The sequence below is a fragment of the Sulfitobacter donghicola DSW-25 = KCTC 12864 = JCM 14565 genome (assembly GCF_000622405.1).
In the GTDB taxonomy this organism is placed as follows: domain Bacteria; phylum Pseudomonadota; class Alphaproteobacteria; order Rhodobacterales; family Rhodobacteraceae; genus Sulfitobacter; species Sulfitobacter donghicola.
Window position 1 is genome coordinate 2,831,017 of the sequence record NZ_JASF01000005.1, and the last position, 17,920, is coordinate 2,848,936.

Below are 17,920 nucleotides of genomic sequence, written 5' to 3' on the forward strand. Positions count from 1 at the left end.
TTTGATCTAGGTCAAGGCTCGGCGTCACATCTTCAGGGTATCAAGCCTTGAAAATAGGGAGGATTCCACCATGCGTTTTAACTTTTTGACCGGTTTGATTTTTGCTTTGTCCGTCGGGGCAGCGCAGGCGCAAGATACTTCGGTGGTATATCCTTTTGATGGCAGCTTTGATGATGCGACATTTGGCGTGGAAACCGCGATTGTCGGCAAAGGGTTGGTCATCGATTACGTCAGCCACACGGGCGAAATGCTAGAGCGTACAGCAGGCGACGTGGGCAGCGACGTAAAGCTATTTGAAGCAGCCGACATCTTTGTTTTCTGTTCTGCGGTTCTGTCGCGCAAGATGATGGAGGCTGATCCGATGAACATCGCGCATTGTCCTTACGGCATCTTTGTCGCCGATCGCGAGGGCGAGGTGATGATCGGCTACCGGACCTATCCAGAGGGCCCGATGCAAGAAGTCCAAGCATTGCTTGATGAAATCGTCCGTGAGGCGGTGGGGGAATAATGAACTACCAAGGCTTTTTCAAATCTGCGCTGGATGATCTGCGCGATCAGGGCAACTACCGCGTTTTCGCCGATCTTGAGCGGCACTGCGGCGATTTCCCTCATGCGACGTCGCGCACTGGCGAAACGTCAGACGTCACCATCTGGTGTTCAAATGACTACCTTGGCATGGGCCAACACCCCAAAGTTCTGGCCGCCATGCACGAAGCGTTGGATCGCTGCGGCGCTGGGGCAGGGGGAACGCGTAACATCTCTGGCACAACCCACGACCACGTCCTGCTAGAGGCCGAGCTGGCCGATCTGCACGCCAAAGAAGACGCGCTGCTGTTTACCTCTGGCTATGTGTCCAACTGGGCCGCGCTGGGAACATTGGCAGGCCGCATTCCTGATTGCCTCGTGCTGTCGGATGCGTTGAACCACGCCTCGATGATCGAGGGTATCCGCCACTCCAAGGCCGAGCGGATGATCTGGAAGCACAATGACCTTGCGGATCTGGAGGCCAAGCTGGCCGCGCAGCCGCTTGAACGCCCCAAGTTGATCGCTTTTGAAAGCGTCTATTCCATGGATGGCGATATCGCTCCGATCAAAGAAATCTGCGATCTGGCCGATAAATACAACGCGATGACCTATCTGGATGAAGTTCACGCCGTCGGCCTATACGGTCCCCGTGGCGGTGGCATCGCCGAACGCGAAGGCCTGATGGATCGCCTGACGGTGATTGAAGGTACTTTGGGCAAAGCTTACGGCGTGGTGGGCGGCTATATCGCTGCCTCGCGTGAGCTGTGCGATTTCGTGCGCAGCTTTGCCAGCGGGTTCATCTTTACCACGGCACTTCCGCCAGCTGTTGCTGCTGGCGCTGCGGCCTCGATCCGCCACCTCAAGGACAGTGTCGAGGAACGCACCGCCCAGCAGGATAAGGTTGCTCAGGTGCGTGCGCGTCTGGATGCGATTGGCATTCCCCACGTTGAAAACCCCAGCCACATCATTCCAGTGATGGTTGGTGATCCGCACAAGTGTAAATTCATCTCGGACATGCTGTTGCAAGAACACGGGATCTACATCCAGCCGATCAACTACCCCACCGTTCCAAAAGGCACAGAGCGGCTGCGGATTACGCCGTCACCTGTGCATAGCGCTGAAGACATTGATCAATTGATCGGCGCGCTAGAGGACTTGTGGGGCCAATGCCAATTGGCGCGGATGCCTCTGGCGGCCCAGTAACCCCAAAGACCGCTATGCGCCCCATTGGGGGCGTAGCGGCAGGAAAAACATATGTTAGAAATGCTCTTGGATCGTTGGGGCGATGGCGCTGTTTTGGCAGCGGCAGGTGCTGTTACGGGTATCTTGTTTGGCGCGATGGCCCAACATTCACGGTTTTGCCTGCGGGCAGCCACGGTTGAGCTTTCTGAGGGGAAAATCGGCCAACGTATCTATATCTGGTTGATCGCCTTTTCAGCAGCTGTGCTGATGGTGCAGGGCGCGATTGTTTTCGGCGTTCTCGATGTATCCGAGGCACGGCCCTTGGCGGCGACAGGCAGCATGTCTGGCGCGATGATTGGGGGCGCGATGTTTGGGTGCGGTATGATCCTAGCCCGTGGGTGCGCTAGCCGTTTGCTGGTGCTGAGCGCAACGGGAAACTTGCGGGCCTTGGTCACAGGTCTGGTTTTGACGCTGGTCGCGCAGGCCTCCTTGCGCGGAGCGCTGTCGCCCCTGCGCGAAGACCTTGCAGGCCTTTGGCTGCTAGAAGGCGGAGCAGGGCGCAACATCCTTTCCGTCCTTGGCATGTCCAGCACAGTCGCAGCGGTGTTGGCAGCGGTCGCAACGGTTGCGGCTTTGGTCATGGCGATCCGCCGCGGGGTGATAACAACCCATGCTTTGGCCGCGGCGGGTGTTGGCGTGGCTGTGGGGCTTGGCTGGCTGTTGACCTTTGCCATTGCCCAGACCTCCTTCGAAGTCGTGCCGATTTCATCGGTGACCTTTACAGGCCCGTCAACGGATACGCTGATGGGGTTGGTGAATACGGCTGAGCTACCGCTAGGCTTTGGCGTTGGACTGGTTCCAGGTGTGTTTATCGGCGCGGGCGGCATGGCCCTGTTCAGCCGCGAGGCCAAGATCGAGCGTTTCGGCCCCGACACCCCGATGGAGCGTTATCTGATCGGTGCGGCTCTGATGGGGTTTGGCAGCATGCTGGCGGGCGGCTGCGCGGTTGGCGCGGGCATGTCAGGCGGATCAATCTTTGCGCTGACGGCATGGACCGCGTTGTTCTTTATGTGGTTGGGGGCGATGGTGACCCATATCGCGATGACACGCGCCACTGCGCCACGGACAGCTGGGGCGTAACCGGCGCGCCTTAAACGCGCCGGACGAGTTGCTTATTCGAATTCCATCTGCTCATAGACACGGCCCGCGTTTTTGGTCGCCAGCTCTTCGAAAGTGTCTAGGTTGGTATAGGGGCTTTGATCTACGTAATAGGCATCAGCCAGATCGCCGCCATCCTCCAGATGCGCGCCGATTTTTTCCCGCAGATAAATCAGATAGTCGCGCGTATAGCGGCGCACCTGCGCCATATTGGTTGGGTGGCCATGGCCGGGGATGACATATGTCGCGCCCAATGGCTCAAACGCGGTGTCCCATGTTTCGATCCAGTCAGCGGTATAGGTGTGTTCAAAGATCGGCAGCATGCGTTCGTGGAAGGCCATGTCACCTGCGATGACCATAGACTGCTCGGGCAGCCAAACCACAATATCACCGGGGCTGTGGGCATGACCCAGATAGCGGGCTTCGATCGTCATGTCGCCCATTTCGACGATATGGGCCTCTTCAAAGGTGGTGGTGGGGGCCACAAGGCGGGTGTTTTCGGCACCTTCTTTCAAAACGGCCTGATGAGACCGCATGGTTTGCGGGCCGGAATCCTCAAAATCGGTAGCGGCATCAACATGGGCAACAATCTCGACCCCTTGATCAGCCCAGTATGAGTTGCCCAGCATCGCGTGGCCTTGGCCGTTTTCGTTAATCACCAGTTTGACGGGCTGATCAGTCACGGCTTTGATCTCACCATGCAATGCCTCGGCCAGCTTGTACGAAGCACCGCCATTCACCACCACAACGCCGTCGCCTGTGATGATAAAGCTCAGGTTGTTGTTATGGCCGCCGTTTTCATAGGTCGGCGGAGCGGTTGCGCCAATGGCGGAGAACACATGCGGGATGACTTCGACAGGTTTGGAATACAGCGGCGAGGCTGGATATTGGTCTGCGATGTCTTCGCTTGCCAGCGCGGGTAGGGCAGCCAAAGCAAAAAGGGGGGTAAGATATTTCATGTTCAGCTCTCCGCCACAAATTTATAGCCGGTTGCGGTCTTGTCCACATATCCGGTGCCGTCACCCTCGAGGTGATAGCCGATGATGCGCGTCTTTTCTGACGCGAGTTGATCCAGTAGGGCCACACGTGTTTTGGCCGCGGTGTCACCGTCCTGATCCGAGCCTGATATCCAAGCAGGCTGCTCAAACGCAACGTGGTGGTTGCCGATGCAATCGCCCAGAACCATCACGGATTCAGACCCGTCGCGGATTTCAAAACACATGTGACCAGGTGTGTGGCCGGTGCTGGCCCGCGCCGCGACACCAGGTAGGATTTCCTGCCCGTCTTTGAAAAAGCTCATCTGATCTTGGATCATTTCCAAACGGCGCTGTGCCCCAACGGCAAAAGCAGTGCGTTCGGATTGGATTGTGTGCACCGTGTTCGGATCCATCCAATAGTCCCACTCGGCTTGGCCCATCATATAAGAGGCCTCGGTGAACAGCGGATCGTCAAAATCATCCAACAGCCCCCAGAGGTGATCGGGGTGGGCGTGGGTAAACACAATGTCTGTGACATCTTCGGGTGCGACGCCTAGCGCCTCAAGCGATGACAACAGCGTGCCCGAATTCGGCGCAAAATCAGGGCCAGAGCCGACATCAAACAGGATGGTCCGTTCTCCATGACGCATCAGCGTGACATTACAAGGCGGTGTCAAAATATCCGGAGCCAGCCCGTATTCCTTTATAATAGGGGCCAGTTCATCCTTTGGCATTGGGCCAAAGATAAAGTCAGCGGGCAAACTCAGCGATCCATCGCTCACCACGTCCAACTTGATGGCGCCAAGGGCGATTTCTGCATGCGCCACGCCCCCCGCAAGCCCAAGAGCAGTTGTGGCGGTCAATCCGGCACCTCCTGCCAGAAAATCCCGTCTAGAAACAGACATCGCTAACCTCCCTTAAATTCTCATATAGGAATATGATTGAACAATATCGGCAAGGCAAGGCGGCGCGTTGAAAATGAGGGAAAAGAACGCAAATGGCGGGGCTGTTCCCCCCCCTTGGCAAAGGGATTTTAACTTGTGCTTGTCGCTTTGCAAAAGACAACAACATCGCGGCAGCTTTGGCTTTGCCCAACACCAAAACTATGGTGCTGGGCGAGGCGGCGAAAAAGGGATTACCCTTTGAGGTGGATGTTGAATTTATCGCGGATTGCGCGGTCCATCATTGGATCAAGGGCTGCGGCAGAAGGGGCGCCTAGAATAGCCTCTTTGCGGGCAGTTGCCGTGTCGAGCAGATCGGGCTTTTCCATTTCAACCCACTCTTTAGGCGACATGCGGTTGCCATAGGTTGGATAGCAGTGGTCGCTTTGCATGCGGCTCAGCGTTGCGGCCGTGCCAAGGTAATGACCCGGCCCATTCAGGCAGACATCGGCAATCTGGTCCAAGGCCAACGTGTCGTCGTTCACCTCGATCCCGCGCACACAGCGCAGCGCCTGTCCGATGATGTCATCCCCTAAAATCAGGCTTTCGTGGCAGAACCCCAGCAGTGAGGCATGCATGCCCGCGGCCTCATAGACCATGTTGCAGCCCGACAGCCCCGCCATCACGTTTGAGCACATCTGCTCCCAACCTGCCTGCATGTCGGGGAGTTTGCTATCTGCAATACCCGCCGCCGCGCCACCCGGAAGGGCGTAAAAGCTGTGCATCTGCGCGCAACCGGCCGTTAGAAGCGCCTGTTCGCCAGAACCGCCCGTCATTGCGCCTGTGCGCAGGTCCAACCCAAAGGGCCATGTGCCGAAAATTGCAGGGTGACCGGGTTTTACGGCGTTCACATATACCAGACCAGCCAAACACTCGGCCACCGCCTGAACAATTGCCCCTGCGATGGTAGAGGGGGCAGTGGCCCCCGCCATACCCGCCGATAGCAAAAGGACAGGCATGCCATGTTTGATGCATTCCTCCATCACTTCACAGCTTTCGGTGGCGAATTTCATAGGCGGGACTACAAAACAGTTAGAGTTGGAGACAAACGGACGTTCGCGCCATTTGTCTTCGCCACCAGCGATCATGTGCAACATTTCTATGGCCGGAGCGACAAACCCCGGTTCCGTGAAGGAGGTGCCGATATGCTTTGTTGTGCCCGTAACGCAGGCAAAAAGAGAGTTGTAATCCATCTCCATATTGTCGGGAATATCACGACACACCATAGGGCGCTGGCAGAAATGAACATTGTTCAGCGTGTTCACGATTTTTGCCGCGTCGTGAAGGTCTTGTACGCCGCAATCGCGGTAATTTTTGCCGTCGATATCGACCAGATGGACAGCCGCGCCAGCCGTGCCATAATGTACACGGTTGCCTGATAGCTCTAGGTCGTGCAGGCCGTCGCGGCTCATCATTGTGACAGAGCGGTTTGCCTTGGCGATGGTATCTTCCACCAAAGCGCGGGGAAAGCGGATGCGCCCGTCATCGCCTAGGATCGCACCAGCACCCGTGAGATGCGCAATGCCCGATTCAGGGGCGTCGGCCAATCCGATGGTTTCCAACGCATCCAGCGCGGCGTGGTGGATTTTCAGAACGTCAGCTTCTGAAAGGGGCCGATAGCGGCCGCCTTCCATGCCGGGGCGCACGGGGCGCAGGTTATCGGGGAGCGCAGTTGAGCGCGCGGCACGGCGCGCTGCGCGACCGCCTGATCGGGAAGAGGTTGGAGCATTCATAGCTGGGCCTTTTGAAGAACGGTGAAGGAAAAGGGGGGCGGCTCTCATCCTTATGCGGGGCACCACGCGCCGCGCGTCCTCGTTCCGCACCGATGGTGCGGATCACCAAAATAGCGCTGCAGATACTGTTCTGCATAGAAGAACTCCCATTCTGGCAAAGAGGATGGGAGACTTTAAAACCTGAATCTGTTCTGTTTGCGACGAGGTGCCGTTTTCAGAACGCAGGAGATGTTTTAGGATTTAACTGGGAGAGGGCCCCCGTTTAGCCCCACGTTTGGGCCTGTGTTGCGGGCTATATTTGTGCTGGTCTGCTCGGTGCGCCTGTATCTGGCGCACCGAAGGCCTATTTAGCGGCCGCTTTTTTCTTTCGCGAAATCACACAGCTGGTGCATGGCCTGCACAAAGGCGGTGTCTTCGATTGTCATGGCCACACGGATATGCCCCGCCGCTGCTTTGCCAAAGCTTTCGCCTGGCATCACGGCGATGTGGTGGGCGTCCAGCAGGGCAAAGGCGAACTCTTGGCCGCTCATCCCCGTCGCGCTGATATCCAGCATCATGTACATCGCACCTGCATTCGGAACGACACCCACCACGTTCTGACCCGCCAAGACGGTTTGCGCCAGATCGCGGCGTCTGCGGAATGGTTCCGCGATCTCGGTCTCAAAATCTTCGCCCAGTTCCAGCGCAAACAGGGCCGCGTCCTGAATAAAGCCCGCAACGCCATAGTTTGTGTGGGTGGCAAGGTTGATCAGATGTTCAACCATCTCCTCTGGTCCGATCACCCACCCAATGCGCGAGCCCGTCATCGCATGGCTTTTGGACATCGAGCCAACAACCAACGTGCGTTCGGCCATACCTTCCAGTGCACGGGGCGAGATATGCTCTCCCTCCCAGATCTGGGTGTCATAAACTTCGTCCGAGATGAGCCATAGATCGTGCTCTTTGCAGACATCCGCGATGCCTTCTAGCGTTTCACGGCTATAGACAACGCCTGTAGGATTGTTGGGAGAGTTCACCAGCAGGGATTTTGCCCCCTTGGCCACAGCCGCAATATCAGCGGCACGCGGCTGGAAGGCGTCGCTGGCATGGGCTTTGATCGCTAAAGGCTCTGCTGATGCGCCGCGCAGCGTGCCGGGGTAGGTGGCATAATAGGGATCGATGTATAGCGCGGTATCACCGGGGTCGATCACAGCAGTATGGGCGGCAAACAGCGCCGACTGGCCACCAGGGGTCACCATCACGTTCTCACGTTTCGTGGGGACGCCTGTGCGTTCGGTCACGCGTTTGGCGATGGCGTCACGCAATGCGGTAATGCCGGGGATAGAGGCATAGCCTGTATGCCCGCCAAGGGCAGCGCGGTGCATATCCTGCAAGATAGGCGCAGCCGTGCGAATGTCGTGTTCGCCAATGGTCAGCTCGGTGACGGGGGTGCCTTCGGTGATCATCTCACGCGCGCGCATGAAAACTTCCCAACCGTCTGATCCGCCGCCTAAAATTGTACTGATCCGTTTTGATGCCTGCATGATATGCTCCTTTCCTGTGTTGTACGCAGGGGCGCAGAGGTTGGGGGCATTGTCAATCAACCTTGACGCAGGCGGGGGTGTTCCGCTACTGCTTTGGCATGACAACGCAAACAACCATGATTTGTTGCACGATTACCTGCTGAGATTTCTCTCGCGGGCCTGATCACGTTGTTTTATTTTCTTTGAAACTGTGCCATGTCCCGCGCAACGCTGTGCCGATAGGACTATTGCTATGACGACGATCAAACTCCACAACACAAAGACCCGCAAACGCGAAGAGTTTGTGCCAATCGATCCTAAGAACGTGCGCATGTATGTCTGTGGCCCGACGGTTTATGATCGCGCGCACCTTGGCAATGCGCGGCCTGTGATCGTGTTTGATGTGCTCAACAGGTTGCTGCGCCACATGTATGGAGACACCCACGTCACCTATGTGCGCAACTTTACCGATATCGACGACAAAATTAACGCCCGTTCCGCCGCAAGTGGCCGCCCGATTGGCGACATCACTGCCGAGACGACGCAGTGGTTCCTTGACGATATGGCCGCCGTTGGCGCGATCGAGCCTGACCACATGCCACGCGCGACTGCCTTTGTCCCGCAGATGATTGCGCTGATCAGTGATTTGATTGCCAAAGGTCACGCCTATGAGGCCGAGGGCCATGCGCTGTTCGCTGTGGACAGCTATAAGGAATACGGAGCTTTGTCGGGGCGAAGCGTCGATGACATGATCGCTGGTGCGCGGGTAGAGGTCGCCCCCTACAAGCGGAACCCGATGGATTTTGTCCTGTGGAAACCCTCAGACGCGGATACGCCGGGATGGGATAGCCCATGGGGCCGTGGCCGTCCGGGGTGGCATATCGAATGCTCTGCCATGGCGCATGAATTGCTGGGTGCGCATTTCGACATTCACGGCGGAGGGAATGATCTGATGTTCCCGCACCATGAAAACGAAATCGCTCAAAGCTGCTGCTCGGGCGATAAATTCGCCAACTACTGGCTGCATAACGAGATGCTGCAGGTAGAGGGCAAGAAGATGTCCAAAAGCCTTGGTAACTTCTTTACCGTGCGCGATCTGTTGGATCAGGGCGTTCCTGGTGAAGTGATCCGCTTTGTCATGCTGAGCACTCACTACCGTAAACCAATGGATTGGACCGAGAAGAAGGCCAAAGAGGCATCACGATCATTAAAGAAATGGCGGGACCTTGTCATTGGTATTGCAGCGGCACCTTCTATCCCAGAGGCAGTATTGGCTACGCTGGGCGATGATCTGAATACAGCTGGCGTACTGGCATTGTTACACGAATATGCCAATAATGGAGATTACGCGTTGTTAAAGGCTAGTGCGCAATTATTAGGGCTTCTTACCGACGAATTAGGAGGTTGGACTGATCGTGGCGGTGTTCTTTTGGATGGTTGGACAGAGAGACTTTCTGCTGCACGAGAAGAAGCGATGGCGACGAAGAATTTCGTAGAAGTTGATCGGATCAAATCGCTTTTGACGGACGCCGGTGTGAGCGTTCAAATGGGTAAAGAAGGAATTGTTTTGGCTGCTGGTCCTGAAGTTGACCTCGCCAAACTCGAGGCCAGCCAATGACCAAACACCGCCTCTCAATCTATGACACCACCCTGCGGGACGGGCAGCAAACCCAAGGTGTGCAATTCTCGACCGAGGAAAAGATCACCATCGCCAAAGCGCTGGATGCGCTGGGCGTGGATTATATCGAGGGCGGCTGGCCAGGGGCAAACCCGACCGATAGCGCGTTCTTTGACGAAGCACCAAAGACCTCGGCCCGCATGACCGCCTTTGGCATGACCAAACGCGCAGGCATGTCCGCCGAAAACGATGACGTGCTGGCGGCTGTGCTGAATGCGAATACCTTTAGTGTTTGCCTTGTTGGTAAAACCCATGAATTCCATGTGACCACCGCGCTGGGCATCACGCTGGCGGAAAACACCGAAAACATCGCGCGCTCGATTGCGCATATCGTGGCCCAAGGGCGCGAGGCGCTGTTTGACGCAGAACATTTCTTTGACGGGTATAAATCCAACCCCGCTTATGCTCTGGAGGCGATCCGCGCAGCCTATGACGCTGGTGCGCGCTGGATTGTTCTGTGTGACACCAACGGGGGGACGTTACCCTCCGAGGTTGGTCGCATCACGGCCGAGGTGATCGCGGCGGGGATCAGTGGCGATCGTTTGGGCATCCACACCCATGATGATACCGAAAACGCCGTGGCCTGTTCGCTTGCCGCGATTGACGCAGGCGCGCGCCAGATACAGGGCACGTTGAACGGCTTGGGTGAACGCTGTGGCAATGCCAACCTCACCACGCTGATCCCGATCCTCAAGCTGAAGGAACCCTACGCCAGCCAATATGAGATCGGCGTGAGCATGGAGGCAATAGCGGGGCTGACCAAAACCTCACGGATGCTGGATGAAATCCTGAACCGTGTGCCGCAAAAGCAGGCGGGGTTTGTCGGATCGTCGGCTTTTGCCCATAAGGCGGGGCTGCATGCCTCGGCGATCCTGAAAGATCCGTCAACCTACGAACATATCGATCCTGCTGTCGTTGGTAACGCGCGGATCATCCCGATGTCCAATCAGGCGGGCCAATCCAACCTGCGCCGCCGTTTGGCGGGCGCTGGGCTGGAGGTTGCCAAAGGCGATCCCGCTTTGGCCGCCATTCTGGACGAGGTAAAAGCCCGCGAGGCGGATGGCTATAGCTATGACACCGCGCAGGCCAGCTTTGAGCTGCTGGCCCGTCAGGCGCTGGGCCGTATGCCTGAGTTATTCGAGGTAAAACGCTACCGCGTCACGGTTGAGCGGCGCAAAAACAAATACAACCAGATGATCAGCCTCTCTGAGGCGGTTGTGGTGGTAAAGGTAGACGGCGAAAAACGTCTGTCGGTGTCCGAAAGCCTTGATGAAACAGGCAGTGACCGTGGCCCCGTGAACGCGCTGTCCAAGGCACTGGTCAAGGACCTTGGGCAATATTCGACCGCGCTGGCCGATTGGCGTCTGGTCGATTTCAAGGTCCGCATCACCCAAGGCGGCACCGAAGCGGTCACGCGCGTGATTATTGATAGCGAAGACGGGCAGGGCCGACGTTGGTCAACTGTCGGGGTGTCAGCGAACATAGTGGATGCGTCTTTTGAAGCGCTGCTGGATGCTATTCGTTGGAAATTGATTAGAGATAAAGGTTGAAAAAATGGCGATGAACATCCTCCTACGTATTTTGATTTCAGTTGCGATTACTTTGGTGGTCGCGGTTATTCTGGTGTTCACGCAGGGGCCAAAGCCCATGGATGGCGAGGGTGGTCTGGATTTTACCAACCAGCTTAACAGCAACGTTCAAGAACCCGCACCGTTGCAGGCGTTGCCCATGCGGGATGGCTATCCGTTGCAGGTCCGCACCTATGGAGGGGCGGATGACGTGCCGCTGTTGGTTTTGGTCCATGGGTCGGGATGGCATGGTCTGCAATTTGATATGCTTGCCAAGGGCTTGCAGGGCAAAGCGGATGTGATTGTACCAGACCTGCGCGGCCACGGCGCTGCGCCCGGTCGGCGTGGTGACATCGACTATATCGGCCAGTTCGAGGACGATCTGGCGGATATGATCAAAGCGGTCGCCAAGCCGGATCAGAAAATCATCATGGCGGGCCACAGCTCGGGCGGTGGACTGGTTGTGCGGTTTGCGGGGGGCGAACATGGCGGCATGTTGGATGGAGCTGTGCTGCTGGCGCCTTTCCTGAAACATAATGCCCCAACGACACGGACAGACTCTGGTGGTTGGGCGCGGGTTCTCATGCGGCGCATTATCGGCCTGTCGATCCTGAATACCTTCCAGATCAAAGCGTTTAACAACCTGCCGATCATTCAGTTCAACATGCCAAAGGCCGTGTTGGAGGGACCGTTGGGGGATACTGCAACAGTTGCCTATTCCTACCGTTTGAACCAATCCTATGCACCGCGCAGCAAATATCTAGAGGACGTGGCCGCGCTACCGCCTTTTGTTTTGCTGGCGGGCGGCGCGGATGAAGCGTTCTTTGCCCAAGAATATGCGCCAACGATGGGCGCTGTGACGGACAAAGGCCAATATGAGATCATGACAGGCGCAAACCATCTGGACATCGTAAATGATTCGCGGACCTTGGCCGTTTTTGAGAGGTTTTTAGATGACTACTGATTTGGCAAAAGAAGCCTTCTTTACCCTGCACCGTGATTTGCCCCGCGAAGGGCCAGGGGAAGCAGGGGATGTTGTATGGGCGGCGTCATTTCTTGACCTACCTGCGCGCGCGCAGATTGCTGATGTGGCCTGTGGTCCGGGGGCAGATATCGAGGCGCTGTTGGCTGAGGCCGAGCATCCCCATGTAACGGCCCTAGACCTGACGGAACATTTTGTTGCCGCAGCGCGCCAACAGTGGCGCGGGGATGATCGTGTGACCGTCCTAAAGGCGGATATGAAAGCCATTAGCAACCCCTATGATCTGATTTGGTGCGCAGGGGCCGTCTATTTCATGGGCATCGGTCCTGCGTTAAAAGCATGGCGCAAATCTCTGTTACCCGATGGCGCGATCGCCTTTTCCGAGGTCTGTTGGTTTAGCGATGATCGGTCCCCCCGCGCAGAGGGGTTCTGGGCCCAGCAATATCCAAATACGACGGATGAGGCGGGGATCACGGCGCAGATCAAAGACGCAGGTTACAAAGTGATCGGCCAGCGCCGTCTATCTGATGCCGCGTGGGAGGCCTATTTCGGACCCCTTGATGCCCGTATTGCGCAGCTGCGCGATGGGGCGGATGCGGCTTTGAACGCTGTACTGGACGAGGCCGAAGAAGAAGCCGCCTGTTGGCGGGCCCACCGCGATGAATATGGCTACCTCCTAAGCGTTGTGCGCCCTGTATGAACTGGAATGATGACCTGAACGCATGCGCCAAGATCGTTGAGCGGGGCGATCCCTTGCGGTTTCGCACGGCCATGATGGCGCCGGTGGCACAGCGCGGCGCCTTGTTTGCGCTCTATGCGTTCAACGTCGAGGTCAGTCGCGCACCATGGGTCACCAGCGAGCCAATGATCGCAGAGATGCGCCTGCAATGGTGGCGTGATGTGCTGGAGGAAATAGCCGAAGGAAGCCCTGTGCGCCGCCATGAGGTCGCAACACCTTTGGCGCAGGCGATATCCCCAGATCAGGCCAAACAGCTGGATGATCTGGTCGCGGCGCGGCGGTGGGATGTGTACCGCGATCCGTTTGAGGACGCGGCTGACCTGACCCGATACATCACCCAAACAGCAGGCAATTTGATGCAGGTGAGCGCAAACTTGTTGGGGCAGGCGGATGATGTTCCTCTGCGCGATGCAGGATTTGCGGCTGGGATTGGTGCGTGGTTACGCGCCATTCCCGCCTTAGAGGAGGCGGGGCGCATTCCTCTGCTGGACGGCACGCCGCAAGGGGTTGCTACCTTGGCTCAGGAAGGTTTGGGTGGGTTGATCAAGGCGCGCAAAAGCCGCTCGGCTGTTTCGCGCAGCTGTACGCCGGCGCTGTTACAGGCCACTGCGGCGGAACCCGCGCTGAGGCACGCAATCGCGCAGCCTCAGTCGGTTGTTGAAGGGGCACTGCCAGAGACCGGCCTTGCCTTTACCCTACGCGCCGCCACTGGGCGCTGGTAACCAGCTCCTTAGCCACGCGCGCGACGATCGTGCATCATCAGCCAGACCAGCGACGCCCCTGCAAGGATCAGGAAGGGGATCATTGCATAGTTGACCGCTGCCCAACCTGCCGCCGCCGATCCGCCCGAGCAGTTCATCAACCCGCCAGAGGCGAGGGAGGCAATGGTAACGCCGCCAAACACCAGCAGGTCATTCAACCCTTGCATACGGCCACGCTCATGTGGGGCATGTGCCCCCGCCAGCATCGAGGTCGCGCCGATAAAGCCAAAGTTCCAGCCGATCCCAAGCAGGATCAAAGCGATATAGAAGTTTTCAAGCTCAACACCTTGCAGGGCGATGATCCCCGCAAGGCCAAGGATCGCAATGCCCGAGCCGACAATCCGCTCAACCCCGAACCGGTTGATCAGATGCCCTGTAAAGAAAGAAGGCGCATACATCGCCAGAACGTGCCCCGTAACGATAAAGCCCGCGTCCTTCTGCTCAAACCCGCAACCAACCACGGCCAGCGGTGTGGAGGTCATGACAAGGTTCATCAAAGCGTAAGAAACCATGGCGCAAATCACCGCAACAGTGATGCGCGGCGTTGTAATCAGCTCCCAACGGGTGCGACCGCGCGGGGCGTCAATGGCGGGGGCTTGGGGTTTTGGGATGTCGATAAAGAGGAACAGCAAACTGCCCACGATATTCAGCGCAACAACCGCCAGATAAGTACCCACAAAGGGCGTCACAAAGGCGAAAGAGGTCGCCGTGGCCAGTTGCGGCCCCACGATGGCAGAGAGCAATCCCCCCGCCATAACATAAGAAATCGCCTTTGGACGAAACTCATCCGACGCGGTGTCAGCCGCGGCAAAGCGGTAAAACCCGTGTGCGGACATATAGATACCCGTCATGAAGGATCCGACCAGAAAGATGGGAAAGGATTGCTCAATCAGCCCATATGCGCCAATCGCGCCACCCAAAGCGCCCCCAAAGGCGCCCAAAAAGAACCCCGCACGGCGCCCGTATTTTTGCATGATCGAAGAAATAGGCGTGGCCCAAACCATGGACCCGAGAACGATCATCGAAATAGGCAAGGTCGCAAGACAGACGTTTGAGGCCAGCGATTTACCTGCAAGGCCACCAACCAAAAAGATCATCGGCATTTGTGACCCCAAAAAGGCCTGCGCAATGACCAAAATCGCTACGTTTCGCTTGGCGCGGCTGTCGTCAATCATGGTGGTTTCCTTTTTCCCTGCGACAGGGCTACTCCTCTGGGGCGGGGGGGGCAACCCCCGCTAAGGGCTTGGGTAACATGGGCTCTTGTATCCTGCGCGGGGGGGGGTAAACCTGTTCATATGGGAAATGATGCAAAAATTCTGTTGCTGGCTGGCAGCTTTGAGGCGCGGCGTATGGCCGAGGCTTTGACAGAGCAAGGCGCGATTTATGATGCATGGATTTCCGAAGCCCCCCGTGGCGATGCGCGCATGCCACAAACACCCAGACTGCATCGGTTTGAAACCGCAACAGAAATGCGCGACGCGGTAGAGCAGGGCGGGTATACCGCAGTTCTGGACGCCAGCCATGCGTTTGACCGTACAGTGACCCAGCAGGGGTTTGCAGCGGCCAAGGCGTTGGGCTTGCCCTATCTGCGCCTTGAACGCCCTGACTGGAGTGTCGATGGCCACTCAAACTGGCGCCGCGCGCCAGATGTAGCTGCGGCGAATGACATGATCGCACAGGGCGCCACCGTGTTTTGCGCAACCGGATGGGACAGCCTGCCTGATTTCGTTGGGTTCCGTGGAAAAAAGCTGTTGTTGCGTCAGACGCGCCGCCATGATCGCCCGCCGCCGTATCCTTTTGTGCAATTGGTGTTTGGTGATCCGCCGTTTAGCGCGCGCGATGAAGAGACCCTTTTCCAAAACCTTTCCATTGATCTATTGATCTGCCGCAATCTGGGCGGACGGGCGAGCCGCCCCAAGCTGGATGCAGCTGAGGCGCTGGGGATACCTGTGATCCTCATTGATCGCCCCTTAGCGCCAGAGGGTTTGCCAAGCGTTGCAGAAATCGCTGACGCTTTGGCATGGACTGCCGCTCTATGATAGGGCTGATCAGGTCTCAGGAGGATGTAGATACGGGCGCTGCGTGGTTGGCCAAGGCCGAGCCGCGGTTTGCTCAGGCGCTTGAGCAGATAGGGCCGCTGCCGTTGCGGTTGGCGCCGGACGGGTTTGGGGCGCTGTTCAACAAGATCGTCAGCCAGCAGGTCTCGGTCGCGTCTGCGCGCGCGATCTGGAGCAGGGTTGAGGCTGCGGGGCTGGATGATGCGGCTGCCGTGCTGCAATCAAGCGATGATGACCTTAAGGCGGTTGGGCTGAGCCGCCCAAAGGTGAAATATGCCCGCGCCCTAGCCGAGGCGCGCATCGATTACACGGCTTTGCGACAGGCGTCGGATGCTGATGTGGTGAAAACTCTTACGGCTGTCTCGGGGATTGGGGTGTGGACGGCGCAGGTTTATGCGATGTTCAACCTCGGTCGGCCTGATGTCTTTGCCCCTGGCGATTTAGCGCTACAGGAATCTGCGCGCATGTTATTTGACCTGCCCGAGCGCCCAACACCCAAACAATTTGAAAACATGGCGCTGCAGTGGTCCCCTTGGCGGGCGGTTGCAGCGCGCCTGCTGTTCACCTACTACCGTATTGCAAAAGACCGGGAAGGAATAACATGACACGAGTCCTCACTTCAGAACGCCGCGAACCAGCATCGGGGGAAACCAGATCGGTTGTTGTGTTCTTGCACGGCTATGGTGCCAATGGCGCTGACCTGCTGGGCCTTGCTGACCCGCTGAGCGAACATCTGCCGGATACGTTGTTTGTTGCACCGGATGCGCCTGAAACTGTTGTGGGTATGCCGAATGCCTATCAATGGTTTCCGCTTCCATGGCTGGACGGTTCCTCAGAAGAGGAAAGTGCGCGCGGTATGGCGCAGGCGGTGGATGATCTGAACGCCTATTTAGACGCATTGATGGTGGACGAAGACGTGCTCCCCGAGCAGGTTGTCCTGTTTGGCTTTTCGCAAGGGACAATGATGGCGCTGCATGTCTCTGCGCGCCGCGAAGATGCGGTCGGGGGCGTTGTGGCCTTCTCGGGGCGGCTATTTTCGCCAGAAACGCTTGCGGACGAAGTCGTGTCACGCCCACCTGTCTTGCTGATCCATGGCGATCAGGATGACGTGGTGCCGCCGCAATCTCTGCCAGAAGCTGCCGAAGCATTGCAAGAAGCAGGTTGGGTGGATGTGTTTGCCCACATCATGAAGGGCACCGCGCATGGGATCGCGCCTGATGGCCTGTCCGTTGCTTTGGCGTTTATGCGCGACAAGCTCAGCCTATAGAGGGTCATACCGTCAAAATTCTGTAACATAGCCTGCCTAGGTTGCCTGCGACATCTTGTGTTATTCAAGGGCTTGCCAGTCTCAAACCACGAGATATAGTCAAGAAAACGGCTAGAGGGTGACGTGCAGATGGACGGCGATTTTAGAACCGAATTTACCAGAACGCCTGGGGGGCTGAAACATCGGCCTGCCTTGGTTCTGAATGCGGATTACCGACCGCTCAGTTATTATCCGCTGTCACTTTGGTCTTGGCAGGATGCGATAAAGGCCAAATACCTCGACAGGGTGGATATCGTAGCGGAATATGAAGACAGTGTTCATTCCCCTACGACGACCCTGCGGATCCCTTCGGTGGTGGTTCTGAAAGACTATGTAAAACCTCAAAAGCGCGTGGCCTTCACGCGCTTTAATTTATTTTTGAGGGATGAATTTTGCTGCCAATACTGCGGCGCAAAGGGTGAGCTGACGTTTGACCACGTTGTGCCGCGTGCTGCGGGTGGGGTGACCAGCTGGCAAAACGTGGTTGCGGCCTGTAGCCCGTGCAACCTGCGCAAAGGGTCAAAGCCGCTGCATATGACCGAGTTCCGCCTGCGCAAACCACCGCGCCAGCCCGACGCGGAACAGCTGCGCAACACAGGCCGCAAGTTCCCGCCAAACCACCTGCACGACAGCTGGGTAGATTTCTTGTATTGGGACGCCGAGCTAGAGGCCTGAGGCTCTTTTTCTCATTCCTTCTTTTGGGGCGCTTTGCGAACCCGCAGATATTTTCTGCTGCCCGCTCCAACGCCAAGCGTTGTTGCACTGGCCATATGACCCGCTGATCTAGGGCTATAGTTCCAGATCAACCCAA

17 protein-coding genes are annotated in these 17,920 nt (G+C 57.3%); 12 read left to right on the forward strand and 5 right to left on the reverse strand.

Annotated elements, in window-relative coordinates; genetic code table 11:
- Nucleotides 1-70: 70 nt before the first annotated feature.
- Genes Z948_RS0115065 through Z948_RS0115075 form a run of 3 tightly spaced genes read left to right on the forward strand, consistent with a single transcriptional unit; the run spans nt 71 to nt 2,847 of the window.
- A complete protein-coding gene (locus tag Z948_RS0115065; RefSeq protein ID WP_025060390.1) occupies nt 71-508 on the forward strand; it encodes a DUF302 domain-containing protein in 438 nt (145 codons plus the stop codon).
- The gene (hemA, locus tag Z948_RS0115070) at nt 508-1,728 is read left to right on the forward strand and encodes a 5-aminolevulinate synthase (RefSeq protein ID WP_025060391.1); all 1,221 of its coding nucleotides are present in this window, start codon (nt 508-510) and stop codon (nt 1,726-1,728) included. The genes Z948_RS0115065 and hemA overlap by 1 nt, the downstream gene beginning before the upstream one ends.
- Nucleotides 1,729-1,779: 51 nt before the next feature.
- On the forward strand, nt 1,780-2,847 hold the full coding sequence (locus tag Z948_RS0115075) for a YeeE/YedE family protein (RefSeq protein WP_025060392.1): 1,068 nt from the start codon (nt 1,780-1,782) through the stop codon (nt 2,845-2,847).
- A gap of 32 nt (nt 2,848-2,879) precedes the next feature.
- Here Z948_RS0115075 and Z948_RS0115080 read toward each other — a convergent pair whose 3' ends face one another.
- The 4 genes from Z948_RS0115080 to Z948_RS0115095 form a co-directional block, all read right to left on the reverse strand.
- Entirely contained in the window at nt 2,880-3,824 is a 945-nt protein-coding gene (locus tag Z948_RS0115080; RefSeq protein WP_025060393.1) for an MBL fold metallo-hydrolase, read from the reverse strand.
- 2 nt (nt 3,825-3,826) lie between these two features.
- On the reverse strand, nt 3,827-4,747 hold the full coding sequence (locus Z948_RS0115085) for an MBL fold metallo-hydrolase (RefSeq protein WP_025060394.1): 921 nt from the start codon (nt 4,745-4,747) through the stop codon (nt 3,827-3,829).
- Between the two features lie 230 nt (nt 4,748-4,977).
- The gene (locus Z948_RS0115090) at nt 4,978-6,516 is read right to left on the reverse strand and encodes a trimethylamine methyltransferase family protein (RefSeq protein ID WP_025060395.1); all 1,539 of its coding nucleotides are present in this window, start codon (nt 6,514-6,516) and stop codon (nt 4,978-4,980) included.
- A 347-nt stretch (nt 6,517-6,863) separates the two neighbouring features.
- Complete coding sequence (locus Z948_RS0115095; protein ID WP_025060396.1) at nt 6,864-8,039, reverse strand: pyridoxal phosphate-dependent aminotransferase; 1,176 nt, start codon at nt 8,037-8,039, stop codon at nt 6,864-6,866.
- A gap of 232 nt (nt 8,040-8,271) precedes the next feature.
- Here Z948_RS0115095 and cysS point away from each other — a divergent pair, with 232 nt between their 5' ends.
- Genes cysS through Z948_RS0115120 form a run of 5 tightly spaced genes read left to right on the forward strand, consistent with a single transcriptional unit; the run spans nt 8,272 to nt 13,707 of the window.
- Nucleotides 8,272-9,636, forward strand: coding sequence for a cysteine--tRNA ligase (gene cysS, locus Z948_RS0115100; protein WP_025060397.1), 1,365 nt, complete (start codon nt 8,272-8,274; stop codon nt 9,634-9,636).
- Nucleotides 9,633-11,246: a citramalate synthase gene (gene cimA / locus Z948_RS0115105; protein ID WP_025060398.1), complete on the forward strand. Its 1,614-nt coding sequence runs from the start codon at nt 9,633-9,635 to the stop codon at nt 11,244-11,246. The genes cysS and cimA overlap by 4 nt, the downstream gene beginning before the upstream one ends.
- Before the next feature lie 10 nt (nt 11,247-11,256).
- Nucleotides 11,257-12,228, forward strand: coding sequence for an alpha/beta hydrolase (locus Z948_RS0115110; protein ID WP_211250491.1), 972 nt, complete (start codon nt 11,257-11,259; stop codon nt 12,226-12,228).
- Entirely contained in the window at nt 12,218-12,946 is a 729-nt protein-coding gene (locus Z948_RS0115115) for a class I SAM-dependent methyltransferase (RefSeq protein WP_025060400.1), read from the forward strand. The genes Z948_RS0115110 and Z948_RS0115115 overlap by 11 nt, the downstream gene beginning before the upstream one ends.
- The gene (locus Z948_RS0115120; RefSeq protein WP_025060401.1) at nt 12,943-13,707 is read left to right on the forward strand and encodes a phytoene/squalene synthase family protein; all 765 of its coding nucleotides are present in this window, start codon (nt 12,943-12,945) and stop codon (nt 13,705-13,707) included. The genes Z948_RS0115115 and Z948_RS0115120 overlap by 4 nt, the downstream gene beginning before the upstream one ends.
- An 8-nt stretch (nt 13,708-13,715) precedes the next feature.
- On the opposite strand, the gene Z948_RS0115125 is transcribed toward Z948_RS0115120, so the two are convergent.
- A complete protein-coding gene (locus Z948_RS0115125; protein WP_025060402.1) occupies nt 13,716-14,921 on the reverse strand; it encodes an MFS transporter in 1,206 nt (401 codons plus the stop codon).
- 120 nt (nt 14,922-15,041) lie between these two features.
- Here Z948_RS0115125 and Z948_RS18185 point away from each other — a divergent pair, with 120 nt between their 5' ends.
- The 4 genes from Z948_RS18185 (at nt 15,042) to Z948_RS0115145 (ending at nt 17,784) form a co-directional block, all read left to right on the forward strand.
- Nucleotides 15,042-15,785, forward strand: a complete 744-nt coding sequence (locus Z948_RS18185) for a precorrin-6A/cobalt-precorrin-6A reductase (protein WP_025060403.1) — start codon at nt 15,042-15,044, stop codon at nt 15,783-15,785.
- Nucleotides 15,782-16,408, forward strand: a complete 627-nt coding sequence (locus tag Z948_RS0115135; RefSeq protein WP_025060404.1) for a DNA-3-methyladenine glycosylase family protein — start codon at nt 15,782-15,784, stop codon at nt 16,406-16,408. Before Z948_RS18185 ends, Z948_RS0115135 begins: the two co-directional genes overlap by 4 nt.
- Nucleotides 16,405-17,070, forward strand: a complete 666-nt coding sequence (locus Z948_RS0115140; RefSeq protein WP_025060405.1) for an alpha/beta hydrolase — start codon at nt 16,405-16,407, stop codon at nt 17,068-17,070. Before Z948_RS0115135 ends, Z948_RS0115140 begins: the two co-directional genes overlap by 4 nt.
- Before the next feature lie 129 nt (nt 17,071-17,199).
- Nucleotides 17,200-17,784, forward strand: coding sequence for an HNH endonuclease (locus Z948_RS0115145; protein WP_025060406.1), 585 nt, complete (start codon nt 17,200-17,202; stop codon nt 17,782-17,784).
- Nucleotides 17,785-17,920: the final 136 nt, after the last annotated feature.

Coding starts and splice junctions, on each gene's coding strand:
- Z948_RS0115080 (WP_025060393.1), bottom strand. CDS start 3,824: ATGAAATATCTTACCCCCCTTTTTGCTTTGGCTGCCCTACCCGCGCTG.
- Z948_RS0115125 (WP_025060402.1), bottom strand. CDS start 14,921: ATGATTGACGACAGCCGCGCCAAGCGAAACGTAGCGATTTTGGTCATT.
- cimA (WP_025060398.1), top strand. CDS start 9,633: ATGACCAAACACCGCCTCTCAATCTATGACACCACCCTGCGGGACGGG.
- Z948_RS0115135 (WP_025060404.1), top strand. CDS start 15,782: ATGATAGGGCTGATCAGGTCTCAGGAGGATGTAGATACGGGCGCTGCG.
- Z948_RS0115075 (WP_025060392.1), top strand. CDS start 1,780: ATGTTAGAAATGCTCTTGGATCGTTGGGGCGATGGCGCTGTTTTGGCA.
- Z948_RS0115095 (WP_025060396.1), bottom strand. CDS start 8,039: ATGCAGGCATCAAAACGGATCAGTACAATTTTAGGCGGCGGATCAGAC.
- cysS (WP_025060397.1), top strand. CDS start 8,272: ATGACGACGATCAAACTCCACAACACAAAGACCCGCAAACGCGAAGAG.
- Z948_RS0115115 (WP_025060400.1), top strand. CDS start 12,218: ATGACTACTGATTTGGCAAAAGAAGCCTTCTTTACCCTGCACCGTGAT.
- Z948_RS0115145 (WP_025060406.1), top strand. CDS start 17,200: ATGGACGGCGATTTTAGAACCGAATTTACCAGAACGCCTGGGGGGCTG.
- hemA (WP_025060391.1), top strand. CDS start 508: ATGAACTACCAAGGCTTTTTCAAATCTGCGCTGGATGATCTGCGCGAT.
- Z948_RS0115090 (WP_025060395.1), bottom strand. CDS start 6,516: ATGAATGCTCCAACCTCTTCCCGATCAGGCGGTCGCGCAGCGCGCCGT.
- Z948_RS0115065 (WP_025060390.1), top strand. CDS start 71: ATGCGTTTTAACTTTTTGACCGGTTTGATTTTTGCTTTGTCCGTCGGG.
- Z948_RS0115110 (WP_211250491.1), top strand. CDS start 11,257: ATGAACATCCTCCTACGTATTTTGATTTCAGTTGCGATTACTTTGGTG.
- Z948_RS0115140 (WP_025060405.1), top strand. CDS start 16,405: ATGACACGAGTCCTCACTTCAGAACGCCGCGAACCAGCATCGGGGGAA.
- Z948_RS0115120 (WP_025060401.1), top strand. CDS start 12,943: ATGAACTGGAATGATGACCTGAACGCATGCGCCAAGATCGTTGAGCGG.
- Z948_RS0115085 (WP_025060394.1), bottom strand. CDS start 4,747: ATGTCTGTTTCTAGACGGGATTTTCTGGCAGGAGGTGCCGGATTGACC.
- Z948_RS18185 (WP_025060403.1), top strand. CDS start 15,042: ATGGGAAATGATGCAAAAATTCTGTTGCTGGCTGGCAGCTTTGAGGCG.